The organism is Myxococcus sp. CA023 (assembly GCF_010998615.1).
Classification (GTDB): domain Bacteria; phylum Myxococcota; class Myxococcia; order Myxococcales; family Myxococcaceae; genus Myxococcus.
In genome coordinates this window covers 58547-77187 of the sequence record NZ_JAAEAH010000036.1, presented here as the reverse complement: position 1 = coordinate 77187, position 18641 = coordinate 58547, and the positions used below count along the sequence as shown (strand labels likewise).

Below are 18641 nucleotides of genomic sequence, written 5' to 3'. Positions count from 1 at the left end.
CCTGAGGAAGCGGCGCGGGTGGAGTTCCCGCTCGACCTTCCGGCGGAGACGCGGACGACGCTCACAGGAGCGCTGGTGACGGCCATGCAGCTTGCGCTCGACGACTTTCTGCCCCTGGACGTGAAGCCCCACGACGGCGCGACCGACGTGGAGCGCTGTCTCTACCGGCGTGAATCGTACGAAGTGATTGCCTCCCCGGGCCCCGACGGCGTGACATTCGTCCGTGTGACATTGCGCCCGGATGTCTGTGAAAAGCAGAACATCATCATGGACATGGAAGCGACCTACGCCATCGATGTCGAAGGGCGGCGTATCCTCGCGCGGCAGCGGTAATCTCGGCCCAGGCGGCGCCTTCACTGTCTTGGGTGTCTGGCACTCCACAGCGAAGTGAGGGGTGGTCCCCTCATGGGGCTGGAAGCCGACGTCAAATAGGCACTTCCGGTACAGCTTGTCGTCATCGTCACGGCTCGTCAGTCTGAAACGACCATGGCCCTTCGACTTCAGCTCGCTCCCCGGGCACTCCGGACCCTGGCAGGATGTCCGACTCCGGTGCGAGAGAAACTCCAGTGTGAGCTGGGGGCGCTCGCCGCGGGCCTTCCGCTCGACGGGCCTTTGATGTCGGACCAGGGTGGGTTGGTGGTGCTCGACTCGGGTTTTCGCGTCCGCTACCAGCTCGACCTGGGGCGCGGCTTGTTACGGCTGACACACGTGGCCGCGCCCTCCTTGCCGCAGTCCTGGCCCGACGTGCCACCCGTCGACCCATGAATGGTGTGCACGTCACGCCTCGCGCGGGTCGTTCCGGGGCAGGCGGACCATGGCGCAGGTGCCGCCGCCCTCGCGGGCGGCCAGGCGGATGCTGCCGCCATGGCGGGTGATGATTTCACGGCTCAAATACAATCCCACGCCCAGGCCCTCCACGCGGCTGATGGTGGACAGCGTGCTGCCGCGAAGCGCCCGGCTGAAGAGCTCCTCGCCCCCGCGCGGCCCCAGGCCCACGCCCCGGTCCTTCACCTCCAGCAGCGCGTCACCGTCCTCTCGCCGGAGCACCACCTCCACCGGTCCGCCCTCCGGGCTGTAGCGGATGGCGTTGTCCACCAGGTTGTAGACGACCTGCTCCAGCCGGGGCTCATCCCACCAACCATCCACGTGCTCCAGGCTCAGCTTCAGTTGGTGCTGGGGCGCGGACGCCGCGCGCCGCTCCGACACCCGTCGCACCAGCGCGGACAGCTCCAGGGGCACCTGCGCCAGTGACAGCCGACCGCTGGCCAGCTCGGACACATCCAGCAGTTGGTTGGCCAGCCGCGCCAGCCGGTCCACCTGCCGGTCCATGAGGACCAGGTCCTGCTGGCGCACGGTGTCCGGACGCAGCCGCTGCAAGCGCAGCTTGAGGGTGGCCAGGGGCGTCTTCAGCTCATGGCTGGCGATGGAGAAGAAGGCCGCCTTGGCCTGGCTGACGCGCTCCACTTCCTCCAGGTGCCGCTGGAGCCGGGCCGCCATCTCGTCGAAGGCCAGGCCCAGCTTCTCCACCTCGATGGCGCCTTCGCGGTGGCGCGTTCCGAAGGCGCGCACGTCGCGTTCGCCCGCGGCCATGCGGCCGGCGGCCTGGGACACGGCTTCCACCGGTCTGGAAATCATGCGCGTCAGCAGGCGGGTGACGGGGATGGCCAGCACCAGCGCCAGTGCCAGCGTGGCCAGCAGCGCGCTGTAGGTGCCGATGACGCTGAAGTCCATGTCGCGCATCGGATGCTCCACCAGGACACGCCAACCCGGTTGGAGCAGCGTCGCGGTGGCCAGGTGCCGCGCCCCCAGGGCCCGCCGCAACGGGGGGGCCTGGGGCTCCATGTCGTAGGTGCGGGTGCCCGTGGCGGGCAGCGTCGACAGCAGCTCTCCCAACGCGGTGCCCTTCAGGGACTGTGGCTCCGGCCCGGGCGTGGCGTCAGTGTCGAAGGCCACGTTGCCGTCCGGGTCCACCAGCAGCGCGCGCTGACCCGGAGCCAGACGCTCCTGCGCCACTGCTCGCATCCGAGGCAGGTTGATGGCCACCAACGTGAAGCCTTCGAAGCGCTGCTGCCTCAGCAACGGCGCGACGGCGACCATGACGGGACCCGACACCGTGGTCCGGCCCGCGAACACGCCACTCACCACGGGGGCGCGCTTGCTGCGGACGTCCCGGAAGTAGGAGCGGTCGGCGAAGTTGGAGCCCGCCACCGGTTGGGCCGCCACGCCCAGCGGCGGCCAGATGGCCACCAGGCTGCCGTCGCTGTCCCCGATGCTGCAGTTGAGCGCGAACGCGGAGTGATACATCCAGTCCCGCAGCAGCTCCTCCAACTGCGGCTGGGGTGGACGCTCCCCTTCGCGCTCCCACCAATTCATGACGATGCTCGCCAGCAAGGCGGTCTGGGATTGGGCGGTGGACAACTCCGCGTCCACCGTCTCCGCCAGCAGGTGGGCGGTGGAGAGGCCCTGGTCATCCATCCGCCTCCGCTCGGCGGCATAGCGGGCCCGGCCCTCCAGCGTTCCCACCATCAGCAACGGCAGCACCAGCGCCAGCAGCAGCGCCGAGCCCACCGCCGACGACAAGGTGAAGGTGCGCAGCGCGGGCGTCAGCAGGGGCCACAGCCGCGCGCGCGCCATGGGCGTCATCAGCACCACCTGCGTCAGCAGCGCCGGCACCAGGCTGTTGAGCGCCTGCTTGACGGCAATGGCGAGCGTGCTCGCCGCCGTGACGTCCACGCCCAGGCGATGGCTGACGATGATGAGGTAGGGGATGCCTCCCAGCCAGAAGAGCCCGTCCGCCTGAAGGGGCCAGTAGCGCCGGGCCAGCGCGCCCAGGACGACCCCTTCCATCATCGAACCCAGCATGCTCCAGGGGTGGCCCCACAGTTGGACGGTGGTGGACGTGGCGATGCCGGCCGCGAGCCCCGCGCACCAGGGCCCCAGCAGCGGGGCCGCAGGGATGATGAGGAAGAAGCCCAGCAGGATGTCGATGCCTGGGATGACCTCCACGGGAAATCGGTTGAGCGCATGGCCCAACAGCCCCACCACCAGCGCCCAGGCAAACCGTGCGCGCCCGCTCATGTCGAAGCGACCCTAACAGCGCCGCCCCTGGCTGCCTCCAGCGCTCTTTTCAAGGAGTGTCCGTGACACGCACTCCGGACGTGCGAGGTGGCTGCACGCTTTCGGACATTTCCGCTGTCGGGCACTCGGAGCGCATTGCTGTTGTCGTCGGCCGCGCTGACGCCTACATCCACGAGATTGTGCCCATCCTCCTGGCCGAGTTTCTTCTACAGCAGCGGGAATCCATCATGTCCGCGTGGGAGGTGGAGGTGCGCCGCATCCCCGCGGCACAGGCGCTGCCAAGGCTCGCGCTGCGAGACGGGTTGCCCCGGCTGCTGGAGGTCGTCGCCTCGCTGATGCGCCGCGGCTCGCCCGGCGGCGTGGGGGATGGCCTGGGGGATATTCCGGACCGGCATGCCATCGAGCGGCTGGGGGAAGGCTTCGACCTGCGGCAGGTGGTGACGGAGTACCGGCTGCTGCGCGCGTGCGTGCTGCGCTTGTGGATGTCCCGGGAGAACGCCACCCACCGCCCGGAGGCGGAGCTCGTCTTCCACGAGGCCATGGATGAGGCGATGGCGGCCTCCGTCAGCCGCTACTCGCTGGCGCGCGAGCGCACGTTGCAGGCGCTGGACCGCATCAGCACCGCGGCCCTGGGCAGCGCCGACGCCGCGGAGCTGTTGCCGAGCCTCCTCCAGGTCCTGCGAGAGACCGTGGCCGTGGTGGACGTGGCGGCCGTCCTGCTGCTGGAAGAGGACGTCCTGCGGGTGGAGAGCGTGGTGGGCACGGGGATGGCCGTGGGGGACGTGGTGCGCATGGGGGAGGGCTTCACAGGCACCATCGCGGCCACGCGGCAGCCGCTGCTGGTGCGCGCGGCGCGCACGGACAGCCGGGTGAGCGAGCCGTCCTTGCGCGATGCGGACCTGTCCGCGTTGTTCGGTGTGCCGTTGCTCTTGGGAGAGCAGTTGATGGGCGTGGTGCTGATGGGCAGCCGCGCCACCCATGAACTGTCGGAAGAGGACCAGTTCCTCTTCCGGGCCATGGCGGCGCGTACCACCGCGCTGCTGTTGCAGGCCCAGGCGCATGCCCGCGAGCGCGAGGCGCGCGCCGTGGCGGAGGCGTCCCTGGAGCGCCTCCGGGAGAGTGAAGCGGGCCTGCGGCGGTGGGCGCAGGTCTTCAAGCGGCTGGGCGTGGGCGTGGCGGTGGTGGACGCGACCGAGGAGCGGCTGCGCGAGGTGAACCCCGCCTTCGCTCGCATGCATGGCTACTCGCCGGAGGAGTTGACGGGACGGCGGCTGGAGGACACCTATGCGCCGGAAGCGCGCGGCGTGTTGCCTCGGCACGTCGCGGCGGCGAACTCCAAGCCGTCGCACGAATATGAATCACTGCACATGCGAAAGGATGGCACCCGCTTCCCCGCCTTCACGCACGTCACGGCTTTCAAGGATGAGGCCGGCCGCGTGGAGCAGCGGGTGGCCACCGTGGTGGACATCACCCAGCGCCGCGCCATGGAGATGGACCGGCAGCGGCTGCTGGGCGCCATCGAGGCCGAGCGCGCGCGGCTGGCGTCGGTGCTGGACCAGATGCCCGCGGGCGTGTTCATCGCGGACGCACCGTCCGGCCGGTTGGTGATGGCCAGCCGGCAGGTGGAGGTCATCACCGGCAGGCCCTTCCATCCCTCCACGTCGATGCAGGACTACATGGCGGACAATGGCGTCTCGCTGCACCCGGATGGGCGGCCCTACGCCATGGAGGAACTGCCGCTGACGCGCAGCCTGCGCCACGGCGAGGTGGTGCAGGGCGAGGAGATGCTCATCCCCCGCGAGGATGGTCAGAACATCGCCGTGCTGCTCTCCAGCGCGCCCATCCTGGACCGGGAGGGAACCATCGTCGCGGCGGTGGCCACCATGGTGGATGTCTCCGAACGGCGGCGCGCCCAGGAGGCCTCGTTGCAGGCGGCCCGCTTCGGCGAGCGGCTCATCGCCATTGTCAGTCATGACCTGCGCAATCCGCTCAATGCCATCCAGCTGTCCGCGACGCAGTTGTTGCACAGCGAGGCGCTTCCGGAGCGCGAGCGCCGGTCGGTGACGCGCATCGCCCGCTCCGGCGACCGGATGAAACGCATGATTTCAGAGCTGCTCGACTTCACGCGCGGGCGGCTGGGCGGCGGCATTCCCATCCAACGCACGGCCGGTGATTTGCGGGCCGTGGTCCGGCTGGGGGTGGATGAATTGGAGGCGGCCTGGCCCGAGCGCCAGCTGGCGTTCCGGGTGGAGCCGGGACGCTACGAAGGGGAGTGGGACGGGGACCGGCTGCTCCAGGTGGTCAGCAACCTGGGGGGCAACGCGCTCCAATACAGCCCCGCGGACGCGCCCGTGTCCTTCAAGTTGTATGACGATGGCGACTTCGTGGTGCTGGAAGTCCAGAACCCCGGCGAGCCCATCTCCCCGGAGATGCTCCCCCGGCTCTTCGACCCTTTCCGGCGCGGCGCCATGGCGGGTGTCGGCGGAGCGAGCAGCAGTGGGCTGGGGCTGGGGCTCTACATCGTCGAGCAGGTGGTGAAGGGCCACGGCGGACGTATCGAGGTGACCTCCACCGCCCAGGCGGGCACCACCGTCCGGGTGACGCTGCCCCGCCTGCCGAGGGACTGACGCGCTCAGCCGGGGCTCACCACCCGCTCCAGGGTGGCGCGCAGCTCGAATAAATCCACGGGCTTGGGCACCGTGGCCCGGATTCCCTCCGGCAGGGGTTGGGAGCTTCCCGCCCCGGAGACCACCACCACCGGCAGGGTGCTCAGCCGCGCGTCCTCGCGCACGTGGCGCATCAGCTCCCAGCCGCTCATCACCGGCATCATCAGGTCCAGGAGGACGGCAGCCGGCAGGGGCGGGCGGCTCAGGCGCTCCCAGGCGGACAGTCCGTTGCCCGCCGTCTCCACGGTGAAGCCCTCCAGGGTGAGGAACTCCTCCAACAGCTCCCGGCTGTCGGCGTGGTCTTCCACGAGGAGGACGAGGTTGGGCGTGGACATGAGGCCGTAGCCTTGTACTGAAGTCCAATGTCCGCCAGGGCCCCAGGGTGATGCGTCCGCCCGTGGACGTCCCGGGTGTCCACCGCGACACGATGCGGGGATTGACTGTGATGTCAGCTTATTCCTGGATGTGTCTGGGTTGACTCATGGGGCCGTGGATACACGGCGCCTGTCTTGGGATGTGTGTTTTCATCGTCGATAATGACACCCAGGGGTGTCAGACATGCATCGCTCCATGTCTGGATTATCAAGAGTCAAGGTGAGGTGTCGTCAATCACCCCGGTGGGAGCGCGGACTTCATACAGGCTGGTGAAAATAATTGTCTCCACATGCACTGGGAGTCCGTGGTATCCGGGGAAACGAATCGACATAGAAGAGTTGCCTCGTTGAGAGGCATTTCCCCCTGCAGAACAGGCGTGCTCCCGGCATGCCAGGAACCAGACATGACACGGAATCATGGCGTCTCGACGTTGACGGCGTTGTTTCTTCTGACTGGCTGTGAGGGCACGCTTCCCGAGCAGAGCCCGGCAAACATCGACATGGAGGTCCAACGTCAGGAGGCGAAGGGGACGGGTCTGGACCTGAGCGTGGTGGACCTGTCCGCCTCGTGCGCGGCAACGGCGCTGACGCTCTCCGCGGCCATCAAGAACGAGCGGCCCACGGGCATCGGGAACTCCACCGCGGCGGTGTACGCGGGGACGCCGGGCGCTGGCGGCGTGCGGCTGGGCACCATCAGCGTCCCCTGGCTGGTGGGTGGTGAGACCTTCCCCTTCTCGCTGTCGTACACGGTGCCGGAGGGCACCACGAAGGTGGTGGTCGTCGCGGACGAGGACGGCACCTATCCGGAGGACGACGAGGACAACAACTTCGCCTCCATCGGTTTCGAGATTCCCTGTGCCACCAACCAGCAGCCGGTGGCCAGCTGCCAGAACATCACCGTCCCTGCGGACGCGGCCTGTCAGGGTAGCGCCAGCATCGACAACGGCTCGTTCGATCCAGACGGCTTCCCGGGGCCGTTCTCCGTGGAGCAGTCGCCCGCGGGCCCCTATGGGCTGGGCACTACGAGCGCGCAGCTCGTGGTCTCCGACGGCGTGGCCACCAGCACGTGCTCGGCGAACGTGACCGTCGTCGACGTCAGCGCCCCCACGCCGGGCGCCAACCGCGGCCTGGTGCTCCAGCCGGTCCTGGGCTCCGACTACGTGCTGGTGCCTCTGTCTGACTGCGCGATGCCGGCCGTCGACAACTGCGGCGGCGAGCTCGACCTGGGCGCGTCGGCCAGCATCATTCGCGTCACCTCCGACGAGTCAAACGACGCCCTGTCCCTGCTCCGGCTGCTGGCGTGTGATGACATCAAGCTGAGCCCGGACCGCAAGTCCGCGATGGTTCGCGCCGAGGCGGCCCTGCTGGGCAACGGCCGGGTCTACAACTTCACGTACTCCGTGCAGGACGCGTCCGGCAATAGCGCCATCGGCACCTGCAACGTGAAGGTGCCCGCGCTGCTGGCCAACCCCGCCATCGATTCGGGCGTCGTGTACTGCCAGGGCGATAACTGCCCCTCCGGTTCGCGCTCCCCCGGGCTGCTCTGCTCGCTGCTGTAGTCGAAGCGCCGCCCCGCCCCACTTGCAGCGGGGCGGGGCCTTTCCTCCGCCGGGGGCCCGGAGCACTGGGCCCCGGCGTTGTTGCGTTTTAGCGCCAGGACAGCGCGTACTCCGTGTCGAGCAGGCCCAGCTCGCGCCCTTGCACTCCGATGTCGCGCGCGCCCACGGCTTCCAGGGCGGCGTGCAGGACACCCTCGTGGTACGCGGTGGGCATGAAGTCCCGCTTCATGACGAAGCGGCCGCTGTGAGGCCCCGTCCACACCATGCTCCGCTCGCCGTAGCTCACCGCCGCGAGGAACCCGGTGGGGAGCTGTCCGAGCAGCAGCCGGGGCTCGTCATAGGCGAGCATCAGCATGGTGCGGCCCGCGACGGACTCCAGGAAGTCATGCGCGGCCTTCTGGCCCATGACGCGATGAGCGGCGGCCAGGCCCCCGCAATGTTCGGAGAGCAGGTCGGCGGCCTGGAAGGCCAGCGGCAGGAATTGGGTGATGGGGTAGCTGAAGAAGTCGATGTAGCGCTTCTCCGGCAGGGACTGGCGGCAGAGCTGCTCCATGGCGGAGCCGCCCACGCGCCGCACCGTCTCCAGGACCCCCCGGAAGAACATTCCGCGCGCGGTGTCCTCGGGGGTGGCGAGCGCGCAGCGCTGACGCAGCTCGCGCAAGGCATCCGGTCCCAGGGGCTGCGGTGGCGCGGGTTCTCGCACCTGGTGCGAGGTCAATCTCAATTCCATTGCGGGGGGACTCCAGAAGAAAGGGGGGCGCCATCAGGCCGAAGCCAGACGTGCTGTGCTCCAAGGTGGATGCTGGCCCCCACATGGGCGGCGAATGCCTTGGCCGCCCATGCCCAAACTCACGCGTTCGGCCGCGGGCCTCCGGTCCAGGAGGCTGCACAGACAGGTCGCGGAAGTGTTGCCGTAATGATGCACATTGCATGGAGTGGTTTCGCGAGGCAACCCTGGTTCGCGAATTTCGGTGGAGGGATTGGCCGCTCCCTCAATGACAGACATGGTGAGTAGGGTCGGACGGACCCGGTGCCGTACGGGCCAGGCGGGCTGACGCCTGGACGTCTGCCTGGTGCGTGGCGGCGCATCCGGAGCGCGAACGTGTGGTGCCGGGTACGACACTTTTCGCTGAGGGTGCGGGGCAGGGGACTACCCTCCATATCGGTATTTCGCCTGAGGACGTGCCGGGTTATAAGTCGCAGGAAAACTCGTGACCGAGCGCGACCTGTTCCCGGGCAGGGCGTGAGCTTGGCCCGTACTCACAAGGTTGACGCAGTGAAGACCCACCTTGAAGGTCCTGCTCCTCCCCGCAAGCGGCCCCGGTCCCAGCCTCGAAGCCCGGCGGATCGCGCCCGGAAGTCGCGCGAGCAACTGGAGAGCCGTCTGGCGGAGAACGTTGGCGAGGCGGCGCGAGGCGCGCGGCTGCTCGCGGGGCTCACCCAGGCGGATGTCGCGGAGCGTGTGGGTATCGCCGCGGAAGTCTATGGGCGCATGGAGCGGGGAAAGATGATGCCCAGCGTGCCGACCCTGTTCCGGCTGTGTCTGGCACTGCGGTTGTCGGCGGACGTCGGGCTGGGGCTCGCCACGGCGGCCAGTGTCGGCGCCGCGCTCTGGGAAGGGGACTCCGGGCACAGGGACCAGTTGCCGGAGATGCGGAAGGTGCTCCGAACGCTGCGGCGCATGTCGCGCAGCCAGCTCAACCTGATGAACCAGGTCGCGGCCGCCATCCTGCCGGAGCGGTGAGGGCCGGGCTCCGGACGGTGAGGCATGGACCGTCCGGAGGTGGCCGCTTCCCAGGTGTAGAGGGCGGTGACGGTGTGCGTGCCGGCCAGCCGCGTCCGGGGCTCCGGGCATGTTGGGGAACCCACGGCTGTGGTTGTCATTGCGTCGAGAGAAGGGCTGGCAACGCGCCGCGCCCAGGGCTGACGCGGTCCGCGCGGGTCCACCCCGAGGCGCTTGTCACTCCGCCGTCTCCCTGGCCTCATGGGGGACGGGGTGCGCAGTGCCCCGCTTGGTGAGGGAATGACCCGCGGACTTGGGTGGTGGACAGTCAGGGCAGCAACGCGAACGGCGGTCGCCGTGGTGGCCCTCTTCATGCTCGGGACTCGGGCGCACGCACAGGACGCGGGGACGCCGGAGGACGGGGGCGCCGCCCGGGCCGAGCGGGAGCTGCAACGCACCGACGCGGGCTGGGCCGTGGAGACGGATGCGCCCTTTTCTGAGGACGCGGGCGTGCCCGAGCCCGCGTTCACTCCGCCCGCGATGGTGCGGGACTCGCCCGCTCCCTATCCGCCCGGGCTGGCGTCCGACGGCGTCGCGGGGGTGGTGAAGCTGGAGTTGCTCATCGACGACGCGGGCGAGGTGGAGTCCGCCACGTTGGTGGAAGGGCTGCATCCCTTGTTGGACCGGGCGGCGCTGCACGCGGCGCCGTCGCTGCGCTTCGCCCCCGCCACCCTGGACGGCCTGCCGGTGGCCGTGCGCATCTTCTTCGAGTACCGCTTCGAGGCGCCCGCGCCGGGCATGTCCGAGGGTGCCACGCCCGCGGCTCCCGTCACCCTGAAGGGCCTGGTGCGCATCAAGGGCAACCGCCGGCCGCTGGTGGGGGCCACGCTGGTGTCGGACGCGCAGCCGGACGCGCCGGTGCAGACGGACGTGGACGGACGCTTCGAGGCGCGCTGGCCCGCGGGCGTGCATGCGGTGCGTATCACCGCCCCCGGCCACAAGCCCGGCGTCTTCCGCGAGGGTCTGAAGGCGAACGAGGCGCTGGAGGTGGTGTACGGGCTGGAGCCGCTCATCATCAATCCGTACGAGACGGTGGTGCGGGGAGACCGCGAGCGCACGGAGGTGAGCCGCGTCACCCTGCATGACGCGGAGTTGCGCGAGGTGCCTGGCACCATGGGGGACCCCTTCCGCGTCGTCATGCTGCTGCCCGGCGTGGGCAGCATGGTGTCCGGTGTGGCCTACCCGGTGGTGCGCGGCAGCCAGCCCGCGGCCACGGGCTACTTCCTGGATGGCATCCGCGTCCCCATCCTCTTCCACCTGTTCCTGGGCCCGGCCGTCATCCACCCGGACTTCATCGACGCCATCGACTTCTATCCGGGCTCGCCGCCGCCCCGGTATGGGCGGTTGATGGGGGGCGCCATCGACGGGCGTCTCAGCCGCCCGCGGGATGACGGCGTCCACGGCAGTGCCTACGCGGACTTCATCAACGCGGGCTTCTTCATCGAGACGCCGTTCAAGGACACCGGCACCAACGTCAGCCTGGCCGGCCGCTATTCCTATACGCCCTGGCTCGTCGCCCTGGCGGCGAACCAGATCCAGGCACCGCCCCCTCCCGGGCGGGAGAACCCCAAGGTGGTGCTCGACTTCTGGGATTATCAGGGCCGGGTGGAACAGCGACTGGGCGAGGGCACGCTGCGCCTGTTTGCCTTTGGCTCCTCGGACACCTTCGGTTCGGAGGCCCAGGACGAATGGGGCGACACCGCGATGCAATCCATTGTCTTCCACCGGGTGGACCTGCGGCACCGGCACCCCGTGGGGCCCGGTGAGCTGGAGGTGGGCGGGACGTGGGGGTTGGATCGCTTCGCCATCGTCAGCCGCAGTCCCCCTGGCGAGGCCACCGAAATCCTTATCGACCAGGGGCACTGGTCCGCGCGCCTGGGCTACAGCGCGACGCTGTCACCCAGCGCCACGCTGCGCGCCGGGGCGGACGTGGAGCACAAGCGCGCCATCGTCGAGCTGCTCCAGCAGGACGGCGGCTCCGACGCGGACGTAGAGGTGGCGCCCGTGGCGCTGGGTACCTTCATGGGAGCGTGGGCGGAGCTGGTGTGGCAGCCCCATGAGAAGTGGGCCGTGGTGCCCGGCCTGCGCGTGGACAACTACCACCTGTCGCCGGGGATTGATCGTCGCGCGCTGGAGCCGCGTCTCACCGTGCGTCACAAGGTGTCGGAATCGCTCACGCTCAAGGGCGGGGCGGGCCTCTTCCATCAGCCGCCCACCACCCTCATCAGCCTGCCCGTGGTGGACGTGGGAAGCCTGCTGCTGGGGCTCCAGCAAGGCGTGCAGCTCTCCGTCGGCGCGGAATGGAAGGCGTGGCGCGGTCTGGAGGTGGGGCTGGACGTCTATCTCAACCCCATGCTGCGGACCCTCGAGCTGACGCCCTTCGCCGACGAAGGCCTGGTGGACGACGACACGCCGGACACCGGCACTCCTCCAGCGGGCCTGCGACGCGGCATGCAGTTGGGGGACGGCGGCGGCATCCCCGACCGCTCGGGCTTCGACTTCCCGGACTTCCGCGGCAGTGGCATGGCCTACGGCATGGAGTTCCTGCTGCGCCACCCGCTGGGGGACAACTGGTTCGGCTGGCTGTCGTATTCGCTCCAGCGCAGCACGCGCCGCACGCGCTTCTACCGCTACGATGCGGAGGGCCACCGGGTGGGCGAGGCGGAGGCGGACCTGCCCTTCGCCTTCGACCAGACGCACATCCTCAACCTGGTGCTCAGCTACAAGTTCGCCAACAACATCACGCTGGGCGGGGTGCTGCACTTCAATACCGGGCGCCCTGAATACGACACCCTGGGAACGCAGACGCACCGCCCTGGCGAAGACACCTCCGGCAGGCCCGCCTGGGTCAAGGCAGACCGAGATCGCGTGGACCGGCTGCCGGCCTTCCTCCGGTTCGACGTGCGGCTGTCCAAGTCGTGGGTCTATGACACCTTCAGCCTGGAGGCGTATCTGGACATGCTCAACGTCACGCTCCGTCGGGAGACGTTGGGCTTCGAGTACGGGGGTGGCAACGGCTTCCCGCTGCGCAAGGACGCGGTGGGGCTTCCCATCGCCCTACCCATCCTGGGCGTGAAGGGTCGTTACTGAGCACGCGGACTGATGGATAGCGCACGCTTGGCGCCGCGCCTCCGCCTTCATCCGGGCAGGATGGCGCGCCACGCGGTGTAATCCCGCGCCGCCAGTTGTTCCGGGGGCCGCTCCGCTCCTGGGGGCCCGGAGACGTCGGGCCGAGTTCCTGACCACCGCACACCAGGTGACTTCTTCATGTCGCAGGACGGGATTCCGATGATGGTGCCGTTGCCGCGCGGGGGCATTCCTTTCAGTCGGGGGGCCACCGTGGCCAGCCGGCTGGCGCTGACTCACCTGCGGATTTCGGATGAAGCCCCCCATCGCCAGGCGAAGGCCGTTTCGGACACCCCCGCCGTGCTGCTGGTGGATGACCATGTGTCGAACCTGGTGTCGCTGGAGGCCATCCTCGAGCCGCTGGGCGTGCGCATGGACAAGGCCTGTTCGGGGGAGCAGGCCCTGCGCTTCCTGCTGCGCGAGGACTACGCCGTCATCCTGCTGGACGTGCGGATGGCGGGGCTGAGCGGCTTCGAGACGGCGGCGCTCATCAAGCAGCGTGAGCGCACGCGCAACGTCCCCATCATCTTCCTCACCGCCTACGGCCGCGATGACGCGGAGCTCGTCACCGGCTACGCCACCGGCGCGGTGGACTTCCTCCAGAAGCCCTTTCCGCCGGAGGTGCTGCGCTCGAAGGTGTCCGTCTTCGTGGAGTTGTTCCGCGCGCAGCAGCAGGTGCGGCGCCAGTCGGAGCTGCTGCGGCAGAAGGAAGCCGAGGCGCGGGATGCCGCGCTGAGGGCCGCGGGCTACATCGACCGGTTGCGGGACTTCACCGCCCGGTTGTCGGAGGCGGCCACCGTGCCGCAGGTGTGCCGCGCGCTCTTCGAACAAGGGCTGGTGGCCGCTGGCGCGAAGGCGGGCACCGTCAACCTCCTGGACGCAGAGGGCGATGCGCTGGAGGTGGTGGATGCCATTGGCTATCCGGAGAGCGTGCTGTGCCGGTGGCGGCGCATTCCGATGACGGCGGCCATGCCGCTGGTGGAGTCGCTGCGGGAGCAGCAGGCCATCTGGGTGGGGTCGCCGGAGGAGTGGCGCGCGCGTTATCCGCTCATGGATACGCGAGGCCTTCACGAGGCGGCGCTCGCGCTGCCCTTGCTGGTGAAGGGGCGGGCGCTGGGCGCCATTGGCCTGTCCTTCGCGCGGCCCCGGACCTTCACGGAGATGGACCGGGCCTTCTTCACCGCGCTGGCGCACGCGTGTGCCCAGGCGTTGGACCGGGTGCACCTGACGGCGGAGGAGCGCCGGGCCCATGCCGTGGCCCGGGCCGCCGCCGCCCGGCTGCAGATGCTCACGGAAGCGTCCGACGCCTTCGATGCGACGAACCGCGACCTGTCCGTGCTGCTGGACACCATCACCCGCCAGGTCGCCTACTTCCTGGGGGACACGTGCACGCTGTGCCTGCTGTCCGACGACGGGACGCGGCTGGAGGTGGCGGCCAGCCATTCCAATCAGGGGGAGGACGGGGCGCCGCTGCTCCCCGGCGAGGGGCTGAGCGACTTCGTGCTCCGTGGCGGACGGCCGCTCCTCGTGCCCGAGTTGCCGGAGGACCCACAGCGGGAGCTGGGACAGGGCGAGGCGCTGCGCAGCCTGCTGTGCGTGCCGCTGCGGACGCAGGGCAAGGTGGTGGGAACGCTGTCGGTGGGGCGCATGGGCCCGGGCCGGAGCTTCACCCAGGAGGACCAGGAGCTGGTGGAGGAGCTGGCGGCGAAGGCGGCGCTCTCCATCGAGAACGCGCGCCTGTTCGCGGAGCAGCAGCGGTCGCAAGAGGAGCTGCGCCGGCGCGCCGAGTTCGAACAGCAGTTGGTGGGCATCGTCTCCCACGACTTGCGCAATCCCCTGGCGGCCATCTCCATGTCGGCGGGGCTGCTGGAGAAGAAGGGTGAGTTGACGGAGCCGCAGAAGCGCATGGTGTGGCGCATTGGCCAGGCCACCGAGCGCGCGGCCCGGATGATTCGCGACCTGCTGGACTTCACCAAGGCCCGGCTGGGCGGCGGCATTGCCCTGCACCGCCAGACCACCGATTTGCGGGAGGTGGTGCACCAGGTGGTGGATGAGCTCCTGGTGGCCAACCCCGAGCGTCGCGTGGAGGTGGCGGTCCAGGGCGAGGTGCGCGGCGAATGGGATTCGGACCGCATCGCCCAGGTGCTCACGAACCTGCTGGGCAATGCCCTGGCCTACAGCCCCGCGGACGCCCCGGTGCGGGTGGATACGCGGCTGGAGGGCGAGGCCGCGCTGCTGTCTGTCTTCAACGGGGGCGCCCCCATCCCCCGTGAGTTGCTGCCTCGCCTGTTCGAGCCGCTGACACGGGGCGCGTTGACGGAGGGCCAGTCCACCCGCAGCATCGGCCTGGGGCTCTACATCGTGCAGGACATCGTGCGCGGCCACGGCGGCGGCGTGGAGGTGGTGTCCTCCGAACAGCACGGCACCACCTTCACCGTGCGCCTGCCGCGTGCGGCGGGCTGAGTTGCCCGTCCCGTCCATCGATTTGCTCGACGACGTGGGAGACCTCAACGGTGACGGCCCGTACGTCCTGTACCAGGTCAACCTGATGACAGGTGCCGCCACGATGCCGGAGCAGGCCTTCCTCGGCGGTGCCTCCGGACCCGAGCTGCGTGACATCGCCATCATGTATTGAGCCGGAGTCCTGGGCGAGCGCGCCGGGGCCCTGGCCGTTCGCGCAGGGCCATTGCGGAATGAGGACACCGCGGCGGGTGCCGGGCCGCGTGGCGCGTTGGCACTGGCGCGGAGTGAGCACTGAAGGTCGCACCGGTACTCACGTACAAGTTCGCGCTCCCGGAGATTTGTCACTCTTGTCTCGTGTGCGTTCCGCGACCGAGCGTCGAGCATCGGAGCTGGAGGGCGTGCCGGGGGGACGTCGATGGGGGTGTGTCTTTCGTCGAAGTGGGGCTCCGCCTGGACCTGGACGACGCATGCGGGGGGCGCCGCGCCCTGCCTGCGCTTCGAGACGGTGCGAGGGACGGCGGGGGAGGTGGTCGACTTGCGCCAGGCCGCGCTCGAGGCGTCCGCTGAGCCGGTGGCGCACGATTGGGCCCTGCCTCCATGTGTGTCGCGCTGGGAGCAGGAGGGCGTGCGAGGGCTGCGCCTGGAGGACTGCGTGCGCGTGGTGGACACGGGCGAGCCGGTGTCCGTCGTGCTGCGCATCACCCGCGAGGGCATGGAGGCGCGCTTCCGGGCCGTGGGCATGAAGGCATTGGATGCCTTCGTGCTGTGGCTGCTGCCCGATGACGCGGACGACGCGCAGGCGCTTCGCGAGGCGCTGGAGCGTGAGCGCGAGGCCCGCCACCGGGCGGAGGGCGCGCTGGAGCACGCGACGGCCCGGCTGACCCGCGAGGCCCTGGATGGCAACGCGCGCCACCTCGCGCTGGAGCGGCTGACCGAGGAGGCGGAGTTTCGTGAGCGGTTCATCGGCATCCTCGGGCACGACCTGCGCAACCCCCTGAATGCCATTTCCCTGTCCGCGCGAGCCATGGCGCAACGCACGCTGCCGGCGGCCCAGCAGCAGCAATGCGCCCAGCGAATCGAGGCGAGCGCCGCGCGGATGGGCGCCATGATTTCCGACATCCTCGACCTCACCCGCGCGCGTCTGGCGGGTGGCATCCCCCTGCACCTGGGGACGGTCAGCCTGGCCATCATCTGCCGGATGGTGGTGGAGGAGCTGTCCGCCGCGCATCCGGGCCGGCACATCACCCTGGACGTGGAGGGCGCGTCGGAGGGCTTCTGGGACGCGGACCGGATGGCGCAGGTGCTCAGCAATCTGGTGGGCAACGCGCTGGAGCACGGCGCCGAGGACACGCCCGTTCGGCTCAAATGTATCGCCGTGGACGGTGAGCAGGTCCTGGAGGTCCACAACACCGGGACGCCCATTCCGCCTCAACAGCTGGAGACATTGTTCGACCCGTTTCGCCAGGTGGGCACTGCTCCTGGGAAGGGCCACCGTCGCGGCGCCGGTGGCCTGGGGTTGGGACTCTTCATCGTGAAACAAATCGTCCAGGCGCACGGAGGAACTGTGTGCGTGTCCTCCTCCGAGGCAGAGGGAACGACCTTTACGGTGAAAATGCCACGAGACGCGCGACAGTCGCAGGCGCCCGCACCCTCGGGCGTGAGACATCGCGTGTGACTGCAATGTTGGCGGCTGGGCGGAGCGGATGCTGAGCGTCAGCCGGCGCACGGACTACGTGTTTGCCGCATGACCGACGTGCGCGAACTGCCCGAGAGGGCACCTGTCAGAGGGGAAAAGAAGGACTACCGGTTATCTTGGCCGCGAGAAACGCGGCTACCCCCAAAAACCGGAGGCAGCCATGTATCACCACCCCACTTCGAAGACCTGTACCAGCTCCAAGGTCACCTACGCCGGGCGCCGTTGTGCGCACCGGTGGGAGCTGCTGCCAGCGTTGCTTCTTGTCGCCGCCGTGGGGTGTGGCCCGGCGGAGCCGATGGATACGGCGAGCGAGACGCTGGGCACCCAGTCGGACGAGTTGGTGTCGTCCAATGGCTTGTCCACCAATGGCTTGTCCACGAACGGGCTGTCGACGAACGGCTTGTCGACAAACGGCCTATCCACGAATGGCTTGTCGACGAATGGACTGTCGACGAACGGCTTGTCGACGAATGGTTTCAACACGTGGTTCAGCGCGGACCCCGTCAAGGCCGAGGAGGTGATGCGATACATCGTCCGGTGCGCGCTCGCCTCCGGCCAGTCCCTGACGTACACGCATGCGGGCACCACGCACACCTGGCAGGGTTCCCTGGGGCTGGCGCCGACGTGGTCGAGCCCTACGCCTCCGCCTCCGTCGAGCCCGGGCGCCCCGGTTGCCCCGGAGTCCGAGCAGCAGCTGGTGTCGAGTTGCCTGGCGGCACACGTGAACAAGTACGGTGTGCACCTGAACATCTCCGTGCAGGGCAAGGACTCGCAGGGCACCGCCATTCCGACGACGGCCGAGGAAGTGCAGACCTACAACCAGAATGAGGCCGTCTTCTTCGGCAACCTCTTCAATGGTCAGGGACTCTTCGCGGCCAATGACGCGCCCTATCTGGCCTACGACGAGAGCACGGTGCGCGCGTGCGGCCTGTCGTCGTGGAGCGGGGACCCGGACTGCGCGGCCGTCATCACCCACGTGGGGGCTGCCCTGACGCACTGCCAGCAGGACTCCACGCGGACGTACTACACGCGTTGCACGTACAACGGCGTGACGTACCGCCCGCTCACCACCCGCATCCGTCCCCAGGACATCTACAAGTGCGGTGATGGGACGTGCCAGCTCTCCGAGAGCTGCGGCACCAGCAACACGCCGGACAGCTGCGCCGCGGACTGTGGCGCCTGCTAGGCGCTGACGTCTTCGCGGCGCCCCCGTGCCGCGCGCAGTGGCGGCTTTTCCTCCTACCCCTCGGGAGGATGCCGTGGAAGTCCCAGCCTGTCCGAACGCGGCGGCCGCCGCATCCAGGCTGAAGATGTGGGTTGTCCCCGGGCCTTCCCCGCACGCCCGGCTCATTCAAATGGCTGTCCGCGATATGTATCCACACCTCCCGCGCTTCGCTGGGGGCAGGGAGCGGTTTGCCTGATGCGTCGTTGTTCGTGGCCGTGGGTCAGCGGACCGGGACCTGACGGACGGAAGGCAGTCCGGGTGGACGCGTCCACAGGGCGTCAGCTGGAGTTCGAGCAGCTCGGGCGGGTTCCTTCCGCTTCGCTTGAGTTGCATCGGGCAGCCGTTCAGCCCTTGCAATCCTGCTTGCCGCAGTTGTTTCAGCGCTTCACGGCGGAGGCTCAGGGTCCACGCTTGAAGATGTAGCTGTCCAAAGGTTCCGGAGGCGCGTCCGGTCATCGGGCCAAACTTGGTCTCGGGCATCAACGCGAACCCGGGGGGCATCTGGGGCCGCACCTGTTCGCGCAATCGAGCCCACCCTCGATGCCGCCGCCATGCCGGGCTCGTTGCTCTGGCGCGGCTCCACCGACGACAGTTCATCCTCCTCCTCGGAAGGAATCTGGGCGTCCGGCGTGCACGTGTCGCCCAGTTCGTAGTCGCTGAACCATCGCTCA

The 18641-nt window shown here is 69.1% G+C and carries 14 protein-coding genes; 10 read left to right on the top strand and 4 right to left on the bottom strand.

Translation table 11 applies throughout. The annotated features are described in order from the left end of the window. Nucleotides 1-18: 18 nt before the first annotated feature. Nucleotides 19-333 carry a hypothetical protein gene (locus tag F8M74_RS17505; RefSeq protein WP_228559432.1) on the top strand — a complete coding sequence of 105 codons (315 nt, stop codon included), beginning with the start codon at nt 19-21 and terminating at the stop codon, nt 331-333. Nucleotides 334-549: 216 nt separating this feature from the next. Further along, on the top strand, nt 550-765 hold the full coding sequence (locus tag F8M74_RS37855; RefSeq protein WP_228559430.1) for a hypothetical protein: 216 nt from the start codon (nt 550-552) through the stop codon (nt 763-765). Nucleotides 766-777: 12 nt separating this feature from the next. On the opposite strand, the gene F8M74_RS17495 is transcribed toward F8M74_RS37855, so the two are convergent. After that, on the bottom strand, nt 778-3078 hold the full coding sequence (locus F8M74_RS17495; RefSeq protein WP_141254252.1) for a sensor histidine kinase: 2301 nt from the start codon (nt 3076-3078) through the stop codon (nt 778-780). Nucleotides 3079-3305: 227 nt separating this feature from the next. On the opposite strand from F8M74_RS17495, the gene F8M74_RS17490 reads away from it, so the two are divergent. Beyond that, entirely contained in the window at nt 3306-5705 is a 2400-nt protein-coding gene (locus F8M74_RS17490) for a PAS domain S-box protein (protein ID WP_171410104.1), read from the top strand. A 5-nt stretch (nt 5706-5710) separates the two neighbouring features. On the opposite strand, the gene F8M74_RS17485 is transcribed toward F8M74_RS17490, so the two are convergent. After that, nucleotides 5711-6079 (bottom strand): response regulator, encoded by a 369-nt coding sequence (locus tag F8M74_RS17485; protein WP_141254248.1) that lies wholly within the window; start codon nt 6077-6079, stop codon nt 5711-5713. Nucleotides 6080-6522: 443 nt separating this feature from the next. On the opposite strand from F8M74_RS17485, the gene F8M74_RS17480 reads away from it, so the two are divergent. Further along, nucleotides 6523-7677, top strand: coding sequence for a CARDB domain-containing protein (locus F8M74_RS17480; protein ID WP_141254246.1), 1155 nt, complete (start codon nt 6523-6525; stop codon nt 7675-7677). Between the two features lie 88 nt (nt 7678-7765). Here F8M74_RS17480 and F8M74_RS17475 read toward each other — a convergent pair whose 3' ends face one another. Continuing rightward, entirely contained in the window at nt 7766-8407 is a 642-nt protein-coding gene (locus F8M74_RS17475) for a DUF2378 family protein (RefSeq protein WP_163884466.1), read from the bottom strand. A gap of 546 nt (nt 8408-8953) precedes the next feature. Here F8M74_RS17475 and F8M74_RS17470 point away from each other — a divergent pair. From F8M74_RS17470 to F8M74_RS17445, 6 genes are all read left to right on the top strand, one after another. Continuing rightward, nucleotides 8954-9421 carry a helix-turn-helix domain-containing protein gene (locus tag F8M74_RS17470; RefSeq protein WP_306441934.1) on the top strand — a complete coding sequence of 156 codons (468 nt, stop codon included), beginning with the start codon at nt 8954-8956 and terminating at the stop codon, nt 9419-9421. 351 nt (nt 9422-9772) lie between these two features. Further along, nucleotides 9773-12550 (top strand): TonB family protein, encoded by a 2778-nt coding sequence (locus F8M74_RS17465; protein WP_171410099.1) that lies wholly within the window; start codon nt 9773-9775, stop codon nt 12548-12550. Nucleotides 12551-12727: 177 nt separating this feature from the next. Next, entirely contained in the window at nt 12728-15049 is a 2322-nt protein-coding gene (locus F8M74_RS17460) for a GAF domain-containing protein (protein ID WP_141254240.1), read from the top strand. Nucleotide 15050: 1 nt separating this feature from the next. Then, on the top strand, nt 15051-15221 hold the full coding sequence (locus F8M74_RS17455; protein WP_216619674.1) for a DUF4394 domain-containing protein: 171 nt from the start codon (nt 15051-15053) through the stop codon (nt 15219-15221). A 243-nt stretch (nt 15222-15464) separates the two neighbouring features. Continuing rightward, nucleotides 15465-16724: a sensor histidine kinase KdpD gene (locus tag F8M74_RS17450; protein WP_141254236.1), complete on the top strand. Its 1260-nt coding sequence runs from the start codon at nt 15465-15467 to the stop codon at nt 16722-16724. A gap of 181 nt (nt 16725-16905) precedes the next feature. Continuing rightward, on the top strand, nt 16906-17931 hold the full coding sequence (locus tag F8M74_RS17445; RefSeq protein WP_141254235.1) for a hypothetical protein: 1026 nt from the start codon (nt 16906-16908) through the stop codon (nt 17929-17931). Nucleotides 17932-18096: 165 nt separating this feature from the next. On the opposite strand, the gene F8M74_RS17440 is transcribed toward F8M74_RS17445, so the two are convergent. After that, a complete protein-coding gene (locus tag F8M74_RS17440; protein WP_239004903.1) occupies nt 18097-18471 on the bottom strand; it encodes a double-CXXCG motif protein in 375 nt (124 codons plus the stop codon). Between the last annotated feature and the right edge of the window lie 170 nt (nt 18472-18641).

Excerpts from the sequence above, each read along its gene's own strand:
- F8M74_RS17485 (WP_141254248.1), bottom strand. The coding sequence starts at position 6,079 with ATGTCCACGCCCAACCTCGTCCTCCTCGTGGAAGACCACGCCGACAGC.
- F8M74_RS17440 (WP_239004903.1), bottom strand. The coding sequence starts at position 18,471 with ATGCCCCCCGGGTTCGCGTTGATGCCCGAGACCAAGTTTGGCCCGATG.
- F8M74_RS17465 (WP_171410099.1), top strand. The coding sequence starts at position 9,773 with ATGCTCGGGACTCGGGCGCACGCACAGGACGCGGGGACGCCGGAGGAC.
- F8M74_RS17460 (WP_141254240.1), top strand. The coding sequence starts at position 12,728 with ATGTCGCAGGACGGGATTCCGATGATGGTGCCGTTGCCGCGCGGGGGC.
- F8M74_RS17495 (WP_141254252.1), bottom strand. The coding sequence starts at position 3,078 with ATGAGCGGGCGCGCACGGTTTGCCTGGGCGCTGGTGGTGGGGCTGTTG.
- F8M74_RS17475 (WP_163884466.1), bottom strand. The coding sequence starts at position 8,407 with ATGGAATTGAGATTGACCTCGCACCAGGTGCGAGAACCCGCGCCACCG.
- F8M74_RS17450 (WP_141254236.1), top strand. The coding sequence starts at position 15,465 with ATGGGGGTGTGTCTTTCGTCGAAGTGGGGCTCCGCCTGGACCTGGACG.
- F8M74_RS17490 (WP_171410104.1), top strand. The coding sequence starts at position 3,306 with ATGTCCGCGTGGGAGGTGGAGGTGCGCCGCATCCCCGCGGCACAGGCG.
- F8M74_RS17480 (WP_141254246.1), top strand. The coding sequence starts at position 6,523 with ATGACACGGAATCATGGCGTCTCGACGTTGACGGCGTTGTTTCTTCTG.
- F8M74_RS17445 (WP_141254235.1), top strand. The coding sequence starts at position 16,906 with ATGTATCACCACCCCACTTCGAAGACCTGTACCAGCTCCAAGGTCACC.